General features: G+C 41.5%; 6 protein-coding genes and 1 pseudogene. 2 read left to right on the top strand and 5 right to left on the bottom strand.

Annotated elements, in window-relative coordinates; all coding sequences use genetic code 11:
- Both BM291_RS18455 and tnpA read left to right on the top strand, forming a co-directional pair.
- A pseudogene (locus tag BM291_RS18455) lies at positions 1-501 on the top strand (IS256 family transposase, variant Zn-binding type); the annotation flags it as partial.
- A gap of 864 nt (positions 502-1365) precedes the next feature.
- Complete coding sequence (gene tnpA / locus BM291_RS18450; RefSeq protein WP_092900195.1) at positions 1366-1812, top strand: IS200/IS605 family transposase; 447 nt, start codon at positions 1366-1368, stop codon at positions 1810-1812.
- A gap of 562 nt (positions 1813-2374) precedes the next feature.
- Here the strand turns inward: tnpA and BM291_RS18445 are convergent.
- The 5 genes from BM291_RS18445 to BM291_RS18425 form a co-directional block, all read right to left on the bottom strand.
- Positions 2375-3553 (bottom strand): serine hydrolase domain-containing protein, encoded by a 1179-nt coding sequence (locus BM291_RS18445; protein WP_092900193.1) that lies wholly within the window; start codon positions 3551-3553, stop codon positions 2375-2377.
- Positions 3554-4082: 529 nt separating this feature from the next.
- Positions 4083-5228 (bottom strand): PDDEXK nuclease domain-containing protein, encoded by a 1146-nt coding sequence (locus BM291_RS18440; RefSeq protein ID WP_092900191.1) that lies wholly within the window; start codon positions 5226-5228, stop codon positions 4083-4085.
- A gap of 208 nt (positions 5229-5436) precedes the next feature.
- Positions 5437-5841, bottom strand: a complete 405-nt coding sequence (locus BM291_RS18435) for a hypothetical protein (protein ID WP_139229139.1) — start codon at positions 5839-5841, stop codon at positions 5437-5439.
- 109 nt (positions 5842-5950) lie between these two features.
- Positions 5951-10972 (bottom strand): putative type IX secretion system sortase PorU2, encoded by a 5022-nt coding sequence (porU2, locus tag BM291_RS18430; protein WP_092900187.1) that lies wholly within the window; start codon positions 10970-10972, stop codon positions 5951-5953.
- Positions 10969-12090, bottom strand: a complete 1122-nt coding sequence (locus tag BM291_RS18425; RefSeq protein WP_455423278.1) for a putative type IX sorting system protein PorV2 — start codon at positions 12088-12090, stop codon at positions 10969-10971. Before BM291_RS18425 ends, porU2 begins: the two co-directional genes overlap by 4 nt.
- Between the last annotated feature and the right edge of the window lie 66 nt (positions 12091-12156).

The raw sequence follows: 12156 nt of genomic DNA, 5'->3' as shown, positions 1-12156 counted from the left end.
GTTGTCTGTCCCAACATTACCCTGCAGCGATGCGTAATCCATGTCCAACGAATGTGTCGAATATGGCTCTCCAGTAAACCTAAGAGCCTTGCTGGCCAAGAATTGAGAAGAATTGTATCCAAACTCCATCTAATCAAAACCAAGGAGGAATTGAGCTATTGGTTACTAGGATTGGCTACCTGGGATAAAACATACCATGAGTACACCCATCAAAAAACAGTAAACCCTCTCACTGGAAAATATTGGTATACCCACAAATTATTGAGGAGATCTTTTTCTGTCCTTAGGACTGCTTTACCTCATCTGTTTGAATACCTGGACAATCCACGAATCCCAAAATCAACCAACGGCCTAGAGTCTTTTTTTGGTCATCTAAAGAATAATCTGGTCATCCACAGAGGCCTTTCTACAACCAACAGAAAAAACTTCCTAAAGTGGTACTTGTACTTCAAAAACGAAAAGCGGAAGAAGGTTTTCCTAGCCATAAAACAAGAAGAATGAAGCACTAAAAAAGGTCTCCCAATCTAGGAGACCCTTCATTCCACTTGGCAGTTTCTATTGCTGTTAAGTTGCTCCTCAGCAGAGCTTAAGTCCTCTTCAAAACGGCAAGGAATTATATGAAATATTTAAACCAAAAACACCAACTATTTTTGGCCACATTACCAGTCTGTGGGGAGAAGTCGCCTCAACGCCAAGACTACACTCAGCAGGGGGTAGATTCACTTTTGGTTCTCTTTATTCCCCTTCTGGGTGTAGAGCGTTAAATTTGACTAGGTGTAGTTTGTAACTACACCTTTTTATTTTTCTGGATTTTTAATTCTACTTGGTCAAAACAGTTCGACGGCTTCACCGTCGATGAATCTTCCTTCTGATTCTTCAATCCCCGCATTTCATACGGGGCTATTCATGGTTTGACCACTTCATGGTCGATATATGAAATAGATAATGCCAACATTGATCTATGATTCAATCGAATTATCCCAACGGGGTCGAACCAATTCTTTTGTTTTTCTTGATTTGTTATTCACCTTTTCCTAAAGAGTTCGACGGCTTCACCGTCGATGAATCTTCTTTTTGATTCTTCTATCCCCGCATTTCATACGTGGCGATTCATGGTTTGACCACTTCGTGGTCGATATATGAAATAAATAATGCCAACATTGATCAATGATTCAATCGAATGATCCCAACGGGATCGAACCATGAATAACCATGGGTGGAACCCGTGGAAAATGACAATCATTTTGACATCCCCACGACCCCAACGGGGTCAAACCTTTTAAAATTGGTACCTTCCAAATCCCCATCATTTTTTATTATTTTCATCTAACCGATATTGGCCATCATTTTTATTAATACCATTTTATGAGCACTCACACGCAGCTTATCTACCACATTGTTTATGGCACCTACAAAAGACAGCCAACCATGCTTCTTAAAAACAAACGCCGCCTGTACGCCTACATGAATGGCTTCCTTAAAAACAAAAACTGCCATCTCTATCGCATCAATGGCATGGAAGATCATCTTCATATTTTGACGCACATTCACCCGACAATTGCCCTAGCCAATCTGATCAAGGATATCAAATTAGCGAGTATTGATTTCATTAAAGAAGAAGGAATCTTCCCTGATTTTAATGGATGGCAAGATGGGTATGGCTCCTTTACCGTCTCCCATCGAGACAAAGACCAGCTAATTAATTACATCAAAAATCAAGAAGAGCATCATAAAAAGGAGAATTTCTATGATGAGTATAAAAGGCTCATCGAAGAGCATGGGATTGAATTTGATCTTAAATATTTACTGTAAGGTATGTTCGACGGCTTCACCATCGTGTAATTGTCGGCGATTTTTCTTGCCCCAGAAAACAAATGTCAACTCAGTTCATGCAATAAACTAAAGTTTTTGGGTTTGACTGGGTGATCCTCGATAATTATCGGGATGCAACTTCACCCTAACTATCAAGCTCAATTTCAAATTGACAAGGATATGAAGTTGTAGTTAAAAATTACTCTCAGCGCAACGCCTATTCTAAGCTCAGCTGGGGTGGAGATTGTATGATAAAGTTCAACCCCTTCAGGGTTGCCATTTCCAACCATTCATTTCCAACACCCCCGGTTGCACCGGGGGCTATTCATGGTTCGATCCTTTCAGGATCATGAAAATAAACTATGAGGTATCCCATTTAGAATTTTTAAAAGGACCGACCACGAAGTGGTCAAACCATGAGTACCTGCCTGTCCGGTAGGCAGGGCCATGGGTGGAACCCGTGAAAAACGACAATCCTTTTGACTTCCCCACGACCCCAACGGCGGTAATTCGTGATGTTTGAGTCCGTCGGTATAGTCAATGGCTTATTGGTATGCCAGGGTTATTTATGCTTAAGTGCTGGGATTATTCTGTCTTGCAAAGCTCTATAAGTTGACTTTTCTGGCTCATCATTTATATTCCAACCATTAAAGACAATAATTAAATTATGTTCTGGTGCTATCATTAAATACTGACCTCCATATCCGTTGGCGGAATAAATAGTGGTTTTGCCATTATCCGTATATTCAGGAATCCACCATTGATACCCGTATCCCGTAACACTTTGCCATTGAGGTTTTACGTTTTTGAGTAAAGAGCTTGTGGATGTTGTGACCCAACCTTCAGATACAATCTGCTTATCGTTCCAATTCCCTTTGTTCAAAAACAATGAACCAATTTTAGCCAAATCTTCTGCCTTAAGATATAAACCTCCTTCTGTATCAATTTCTCCATCAGGCGTTTCTTTCCAATAGTAATCTGTAATGCCGAGTGGCTCAAATAATTTTTCTTCTGCCCAATGGTCAATTCGTTTGCCCGTAATGGTTCTAATGATTTTACCTAAAAGAACTGTTCCTCCACCATTATACACGAATCTTGTTCCTGGTATGGTATCCATAGGCTTGCTTAAAATATATTCTATCCAGTTGTCGCTTGATTCCAGCATAAAACAGTCATTTGTAGTATCATTATGATCAGTCTCTTCATTCCATTGCAATCCACTTCTCATTGTCAATAAATCTTCAATAGATATGTTTTGCTTTCGTTTATCTAAAAAGTCATTATCATAACCAGTCAACAAAGACATTGCTTTGTTGTCAACATTATAATCTTCATTCAAATCCAACGCAATGCCTAAAAGGATTGAAGTAATACTTTTGGTTACAGATTGAAGGCTGTGCAATTCAGTTTGCTTGTAGTATGGATGCCATTCTATACTATTGAAATTGTATTGATGATTGGTTGTGTCATATTTTTGAACAATGGTTTCATAGTCCTGTTTATATTTATAGTCTGCCAATACCTCGTCATTTTGTATGACCATAAAGCGGTCAATTAATCCATAATCTCCGTTACTTATTTCTGAATTAATAGAATCAATCACAACGGAAAGAGCTATTTGGGGAGTTGCCTTTTGTGTGTCTTTAATAGACTCTTTATTTTTTGAGTCACATCCAATTAACGCAACTATAAACAAAATTGAAAATGATAGCTTTTTAATTCTATTAATTATTGTTTTCATAATTTTTGTTTTAATTGGGTATAACGGTTAGTATATGGCAAGTAGGGCAGTAGAAAGCGATAAACTTTCGGATTTGCACTGGGCCAAGAATTGTATAATTGAATCCTACAATTGAAAACTTCAGAAGCAAAAGTCTCTGCAAAGGTGAGACAATGTTGCCACTGCTTTGCACTCCAGCCCTTTCCATATTCATGAGTAAGCTGTTTAGAGAGTTTTGTAATTACTTCTTCACTATAGAGAATTACAAATTCGAACTGATAGAAAGGTGTAGTTACAAATTACGCCTAGTTACCTCGACGCATCGACTATGGTCAGTGGGGGCAAACTAGCGTTTGCTTTCCGCCACGCACATAGCAAAATCTTTTTGTTTTTCTTTTTTAGTCCAAAGCAAAATTCAAAAGATTTTGCGGACATCATAAAAATACACAATCCTTTCGATTAAGCCCGACGGGGTTTAGTAATCTACACCAGCGACCTCGATGTGTATACTACTCTCAGTAGATGATAGGATCTGATTTTGGTTATCTAATTATGGCTTGTCATCATCTAATACTTTTTTTAGTTGCTCACTATTAGGTAAAATCCCCTGATACCCTGATGGCAGTTCTCTTGAAGTTTTGAAGGTAGCGACTCCCATCGCCTTGTTTAAATCTCGAAAGGCAAACTCTACCACTTTGCTATTTTTAGACTTACACAGCACAATACCAATAGATGGGTTTTCGTGCTCCTGCTTTACATATTCATCTAAAGCAGATAAATAAAGATTCATTTTGCCGGCATACTCAGCTTTAAATTTCCCATGCTTCAGTTCAATAGCTACCAAGCACTGAAGTTTGCGATGGAAAAACAGCAAGTCAATAAAAAACTCTTCATCATCTATTTTGAGGCGATACTGATTACCCATAAATGCAAAATCATGACCTATGGAAAGGATAAACTTTTTGATGTTTTGAACAATTCTATTTTCCAGTACTCGCTCGTCATCCTCTTCTTCAAGTCTGATGAAATCCAGCAGGTACTCTCCCTTAAATGCATCTACGGCATGTTTTTGTAATGCAGGTGGCAATGCATTGTTGAAATTGTTTTGCAAGCCGCCACGATTATGATATAAGCCACTTGCTAGCTGATGTTCTAATATCGAAACAGTCCATTGATGACTGATTGTTTTTTGCATATAAAACAATCGCTCTTTGGCTTCTTTGCACTTATTCAGTAGCAACAGATGCTGTGTAAAGCTGATATTAAAGAAAGCGTTTTTTAGAAAAAGATCCAGACTTTCAAATTCTGCAGTCACTGACTGCAGAAATAGATTGTTGCGTTCCCCTTCTTTTTCTCCCGGCTGTATTGGCGTAGTGACGAAGTAACCAATTGGTTTGTTTTCAACATCTGCAGTCGACAACTGCAGAAATGAATATTCATCGGAAAAGACCCTCATATTCATAAGGTTGCGATAGGAAAAGCCGCGCAGGCCTTTTAGTTCTAGCTGCAGATCGCTTGCCAACTGTAACACTACTTTGCTTCCCCATTTGGAATCTCTTATTTTTTGTGAAAGCCGTGTACCTATTTGAAAGTATAGCAAAATGAGCTCGCGGTTTACAAAAGCTGCTGCCTTATACCTGCTTTGCAGAATTTGTGTTTTAATTTCACCCAAAAATATACTGTAGTCTTTTTCCATGGCGGTTAAGCTTTTTTAAATTGAACCAGAGAATTACAAATTCTAATTGATAAAAAGGTAGGATCGAGCGTTTAAAACAGCTTTAGTAAAGCTGTTTAGCGAGAGGCCAGAATGCAGGGATGGCAAACTACACCTAGTAGCCTCAACGTCTAGACTTCGCACAGCGGGGAGGGTGAACATAATGTTTTCTAAAGTCTTTTGGTATAGTCTAGGTAGGATTAACCATTTTTTCTTTAATTATTCCTACTATAATTAAAGGTAATGTTACTAAAACCCCAATTACCATAATTGGAATAAAATATGGGTAATCTTCATACCTAGTACTTTCGGTAACAAAGGTTAAAAATCCCATGAAGAAAAAAACCGTCAAAACTGTCCATATTATTTTGTATCCCCTTCTTCTAGAAATATAAAAAGCTATAACTGTCAAGGTTCCTGAAAATAGATTGATATAGTTAAGCGATTTAAATTCAGGCGTTACTAAAAGCTTATTGAAAGGGTATAGAAAAGCTCCCTGTCCCATAAGCATAGTTAACTGTATAACTGGTACAAATGAAGTAACCATCAAAATGACTAATGTAATCAAAGGAATTTTAGTGTCTTCTGTTTTCATTTTTTTCATTACTTTCTACTTGCTTAAAGTCAGTCAAGTATATGACATTTTTATACTTTCAATCTCACACCAGATTGCTTCAATCCTCCGTCGTTCGCTATGACGACAATCACCTCAACAAATACATCTTCCCATATCCCTTCTTAAATGCCTTATCTCCTGCAGTCGGCCTATGCTCCATGAATTGCCCGTTTTTGCGAATTAGCACGCGGTAGATATACACGCCATTGGCAAGCTGGTCGCCAAACTCATCTTTGCCGTCCCAAGCGTATTCGGTTAGGTTATTTCCGATTCGGATCGGACCCAATTCGTTCTGTAAAATCTCCCGGACGACTTTTCCTGTTACGGTCATGATCTGAATCTTGATTTCATCAGGCACTTCCATCCCCGTCACCGTAAATACAAAGCGTACACTCGTACTGAATGGATTCGGATAAGGATAAAAATTAGTGATCTGAGATTCATTGATCACCTCAAAAGTAATCTCATAAGGTTCGCTAGAATCCTCATTGACGACGCGAAGGGTGTAAATCCCATCTTCCAACGGCCCAGGAATGAGTGAAACTTTGAAGTCCTCATCTTCTGAAGCTGGTGTCCAAGTCAAGTTTGGATTGGAGAAACTTACCCGCTTGAAGTTACAGGATTCACAGTTTTGCTTGAGGTATAGATCCAGCCCAACCGTATCCTTTTTGTAAAGTAAGGTCTGGTCATTTTTCAGAAGAGCCGTGATCAACACATTTGGCGAGACTATATCCCCATCCATGATGTAGATTCCATCAAAGTTCACGTCTAGCAGTGCAGTAGAATTATCTCCCTCCACGATGAAGTAGGGGCCCATGTCCACCTGATTATTTCGGAAAGTCTGCTCTCGCTGTATTCTAGGATTGGCAAAAATCTCCAAGCGATTCTCACCTGATTTCCCGATGGAATTAAACTCTATCGTAAAGTCAAATGCCTCTCCGGCTTTCAGCGCAGGGAATTTCTTGGAGAAATTCTCCACTTTTTTGCTTGTCAGATTGGTCATTTTCCAATCCACCTGAATAGAATCCAAAAAGTTGTACTTGGAAATATTCTTGAATTGCAGTTCCAAAAGCCCCGTTTCTCCCTCACGAAGATTGACTTGATTTTTGGCAGATTTCAGGATCAAAACTCCCTCAGGCACTCCCGTGTAATTCACCTGCCACTTGTCCAACTGGGCAGGAGCCGTGGACTCAAGATCATTCATGCTGTAGCGCAGTTTCAAATAGGGATAAGTCTCTGTGCTGATAAATGAAAGGTCCATTTCCTTATCATAGGTGTTTCCGATCAGCAGATCCTCCTCGCCATTTTCCTTCACCCCGATGATATCAAAGTAGGTTTTCTCCTCCTCATTGATCCAGTTTCTGGAATTCACATTTTGGAAGAAACGCTCCCACGAGGAAGCTGGGCCCACTCGCGGTGTTAAGACAAGACCCGAGGTCAGGTAACCCGAAAGTTCAGTATCAAATGAAAGCGTCTGCTGAGACGCCGGCACTTCCAGATTCTTATTTCCTACGATCTCAATCGCTTCTCCCGGTGACATGCCTTTTCTTCCATAAAGAATATAGGGATCGCCAGTTTTCAATGCTCTAAGCGTAGCCTCGCTCGCTCCGAATTCCTTCAACTTCTCTATTGCGATATCAGGAAAAGCTTCGAAAGTCACATTTCCCACAGAGAAAATGACCACGTAATCACCTGCTTTTACATTGTTCACATAGTCCACCAGCATGGTTTGGCCTGGAGTAGTAATCCAAGCATTCTGTATGCTTTGAATCATCTGTGGCACTCGTCCGCAAGCACGAGCATCCAAAATATCAAAACCCGGAACAGGAATCGCCAAGTAGGGCATCAAGCTCTTTTGCTCAAAAGCCACCAATCCCAGCGAGCCATTTGGACAGAGTCGGCTGTTAGCATTGTTTACGTTATCGATGATTTGAGGAATCTGATCCAGGTAAAACTGGGTGTTCCTAAAAGACAAGGTATCTACGCCCGCGCCCACGGTAAAGACTTCGATTTTCTCCTGGATATCCAGGTATTTCCATTGCCTGTCCGAATCATTGATCTTCAAATTGCTCAATTGATCTTCATCCAGCTGATAGGTAGTTCGCTGCGTCCATCCTTCCGGTCCGGCAGGAATGTAGGAGAAACTGGAATTAGTCCAGGCATCTGTCTCACCAGGTTTGGCTTCCTGGAATTTTGATCTCCAATAGAACGTAGTGCTATCCGAAAAAGCAGTCAAAGGCAATGGCATCTCTGCCAATCCCCGTGTAGTGATACGAACCTCTTTACGGTAAGCAGAATTGAACGCCGCCGCTGTATCTACTTGGATGATAACCGTTCTATCTACAGTGCTTTTTCCCGGTACTTGCGCGATCAGTTTGGTGCTGCTTTCATTGACAATTCCATAATTGAGCGGATAGAGATTGAGCGTGCCACTCAGCGGAATAAACTTGGTGAAGCTGACCGTATTGTTCACAAAAGTCATCTCCTCTACGTCCTTATTTGAGTTTACCTCTATAGTAAAAGTGTTGTCTCCGGCTGAGTTTCTACCCGTATTCGGGATGTTGAAAAAGAGAGAATCAATTCTGGCGATGTAAGGAATTTTCACAGGGGAAAAAGACTCAGTTGTACCATCAGGAAGTTTTCTAGTTACTTTGAATTCTATGGAGTCGGTATTCACCCTTCCTATATTTCTCAGTACAAAACTCAGTTTCAAGCTATCCGAAAGTACCGAGACTGGAATCTCATCAAAACTTTCTACTGAAACTTCCTCCACATTGATAGCATAGTCAGCCTTGTCCGCTGGGAAAATCCGCACACCCGGATCACCGTAATTGATCATCTGCTCCATGTGGGAATAAGTAAGCGGTGTGGTGCCATACTCATTGACATAGGCCTCTTCCGCTTCTCGCTTCACTTCTCCAAGTGTTCGATATATGAGCGTGCTGTCTGCGAATGCCTTTTTGTAAAATATATCAGAATACCTACGGAGATAAACATCTACACCAATGGAGGAATTGGCAATCACTGAAATAGCACCTTTGTCTGGTGTAATCACCCAATCTTCGCCCTGCGTGTAGCTATTTCCATAAGCACTGCCATAGTCGCAGCCATTGAAAAGCATGATGGGATACTTTCCTTTGTTCTGATAATTCAAGGTAGGGTCGGACGCAAATCCAATCTCAATATCAATCACTGTAGGAGCTCCATGTCCAAAAAACGTGAGCATCGACCTTCCTTCGTTCAGGTCTCCCGTAATATCGATTACCTCTATGGTAGAGTTAGACCTCTTGCGATAGGTCGTTACTTTTCCTCCCAAATAAGGCCCTTCTGCAGTAGTCTTGAAGCCATTGAGGAAGTTGAAATAGCGATCCAACTCAAATTCAGATTCACCGCCAGAGAGGTGAATCAACTCTTTTTGCCATGGCTGGGAAATCCCAACCGCATCTTTTTCTATAGCCTTGCTGAGGTAATCTGCTAATTGCTTGGCATTTCTAGCTGGAATTCTTCCCACAGCTAGGGCAGGAGCAAAGGGCTTGGAAGGATCAAGACCGAGCGTATAAATATTGTCTGAAAACGGAAATCCTCCAGCAGGAATCAAATCCTGGAAGCTAAATGCTGCAGGATTATTTCTGTAGAAATAAGTCACTGCCCCAACACGACCAGTGGAATAAATTGCCAGTGACCTGCCTGCAAGCAGCATGTGGGTTGGTTTGTGAACAGGGTAATAAGCTTTCAAAAACTCATAAATCGCTACCGGAGAATATTCTCCAAAGGCAAACTGATTATAGAGATCCTCCACTTTTACCGTCAGCGTGTCAAATCCCCCACCAGCAGGCGAAGCTCTGTGATCTGCATAGGCTTTCAGTGGATTGTCAAATTGCGTAGTAGCCTGCTCCAGTAAGGTATGTCCCACCAAAATATAGTTGGCAGCTTGAGCTAAGTAGTTTCTGAATTTCACCGTCTCCAGCCTTGAAACTGAAACGATGTTATCCTGATTTTGTAACCAAACTCTACTGGAATCATTAGTCACGGCAGATCGGAAGGCAAGTGTTTGAGCATTGGAAGTAAGCTGTACTTTCTCTGGATTGCTAGGGTCTGAAATCTCCAAAGCAGCATAGGTGCCCGAAAGCTGAGAAAGTTGAATTCGTTGATTTCCAGCAGGTGAAATGAACAGTTTCGAGGTGAAATCCCCAGCGCTTACGTTATTCTGAAAGGTGATTTTAGTGTAGGCTACAGATACATTGTCAGTGGATTCTGATCCTGCTGCTTCGAAAGAAATTACTATGCTACCGTCAGCATTGAAATCAGACATCGCCAGAGTAACCGACTGCTGAGGATAATTGAATCCAGCGAAATTGACAGTAGTCAGTAGCCTCTGATTGGTCGTCGTTGGACCAGCGTATATTTTGGTAGCATGGGCGTTTTCTGATCTGCCCACCAACCCAAACTCCAGTTTAGCCTGTCCAGAATTCGCCATTGCGCCTAACTTATCTAGCGTAATGCGACGGGTAGTGCCCTTGGTGATCACAGCCGACATCCAACCTTGTCCTAGATCAAACTTCGATAATCTAAAGCCCAGCGAGTACCCAACACCCAGTGAATATTGCTCTCCCAGAGCTAGCAACTTTTCAGAAGCATAGCGACTTGCTAGCGGCAAAGCCACTTCAGGCGCAGTTCGGAGATTCATCCGCTTTCCACTCTGTCCATTGCTTATGGTCAGGAAAAAAGCCGTGGTGTCAGAAGAAGTGTTGAAATAAGGATTTGGAAGCTGCTCAAAATCGGAGTAAAGCAATTTGTCGAGCGTTCCGTCATTTCTCATTCCGAAGAAATCTATGTAATCGCCCGTATCAAACCTTCCGTCATTTTCGCCCTCGATGTGAATCGCAACCTCTTTTCCCCGGTGATAAAGCCTGATATTCTTTGGATCAAGCGTACTCAGATTGATGCCTGAGTTGCTTAGCGTAGTTGCTGATATGCGGTGAATCCCATCCGTAGCGGTTGGTATTTTGTAGTAGGTTTGGTCGTAATTGTACCAAACTGCCTGCTGGGCTAGTGATACGTTGGCAAGCATGAGGAGTGCCAGAAAAACGAAGAGTAGTCTGTGTATCATTTGTCTGTCCAGCTTTTAAATTTCCTGAAGTCAGGATCCAATTTTTCCAAACTTACCTTCACACTAAATACATGCGAATAGGGAGTTTCGGATACATTCCCAATGTCTGATAGTGCATAATCGATCTGAAAGCGCTCGCTAATAAATACGCCAATTCCCATACTCGGCTGCATATTCAAACTTTCTTTGCCCTGAAAATCCTTGATGTACTGGAAGTTTCCGATGCCCGCACGAAGGAAGGCTATATTCTGAAAACCTGCCTCCAACCCAAACCTAGGATCGATACTGAGCAGGGGAGTGCTGACGACTGTATTTCTTTGGCCATCAAAAGTCATGTCCAGATCCAGTGTAGTAAGTAAAGTGAACTGCTTTCCGATCGTCCAATTATAAGCAACACTAGATATTGCCCGTGGCAAAGTCAACTCTACTGAATTGACAGGGATTTCATTATCTGTCTGCGCATAGATCTCACGAACCAATTCCGCATTATGTGACCAGGCATTGAACGTGGTCGTGATATCACGAACCATCAAGCCGAGTGTCAATTTATCCTTTACGTAGATTCCGCCTACATCCAGCCCAAAACCCCAAGCTTGAGCAAACTTCCCTACATTTCTATGGATGACCTTGGCATTCATGCCCACTTTGAATTTATCTGAAAGATCTCTCGCATAGCTGAGCAGCAAAGCATAATCAGCCGCATTGAAGAACTGAATGTTGTTATAATTCAATGCTCCATTGGCATCGTAGAGGAATCTGGTGTCTGGAATATCATCCACGCCGAAGCGAATCAGAGAAACGGCCACCTGACTTTGGTCTTTGACAGGCGTAGTGAAGCTTAGGTAATCGTATTGTGCCACGCCAGCGAAATACTCCGAGTGCATCAAGCTGAATTCATATTTGTGCTGTACTCCCATCAGTGCCGCAGGATTCCAGTAAGCCGCCGTGACATCCCGAACTGCTGAGACCTGAGCTCCGCCCATGCCTAGCGCTCGTGCACCTACTCCTATACTTAGAAATTCGTTGGAATACTTGGGCGCCAAATCCTGCGAAAGCAGCTTAGCATGACCTGTCCAAAAGGACAGTAGTATTAGTAAGAAAAAAAAATGAGCCTTGATTCTATATTTCACAATCCAAAATAAACCATTTTATCAATCCTATTTTAATTCAAGCTTGTTTTAATA

The organism is Algoriphagus aquimarinus (assembly GCF_900112005.1).
Classification (GTDB): Bacteria; Bacteroidota; Bacteroidia; order Cytophagales; family Cyclobacteriaceae; genus Algoriphagus; species Algoriphagus aquimarinus.
This window is presented reverse-complemented; position numbering and strand designations above follow the sequence as displayed.

What these genes read in the sequence shown, in the direction of transcription:
- tnpA (WP_092900195.1), top strand. Translation starts at nt 1,366, where the DNA reads ATGAGCACTCACACGCAGCTTATCTACCACATTGTTTATGGCACCTAC.
- BM291_RS18445 (WP_092900193.1), bottom strand. Translation starts at nt 3,553, where the DNA reads ATGAAAACAATAATTAATAGAATTAAAAAGCTATCATTTTCAATTTTG.
- BM291_RS18440 (WP_092900191.1), bottom strand. Translation starts at nt 5,228, where the DNA reads ATGGAAAAAGACTACAGTATATTTTTGGGTGAAATTAAAACACAAATT.
- BM291_RS18435 (WP_139229139.1), bottom strand. Translation starts at nt 5,841, where the DNA reads ATGAAAACAGAAGACACTAAAATTCCTTTGATTACATTAGTCATTTTG.
- porU2 (WP_092900187.1), bottom strand. Translation starts at nt 10,972, where the DNA reads ATGATACACAGACTACTCTTCGTTTTTCTGGCACTCCTCATGCTTGCC.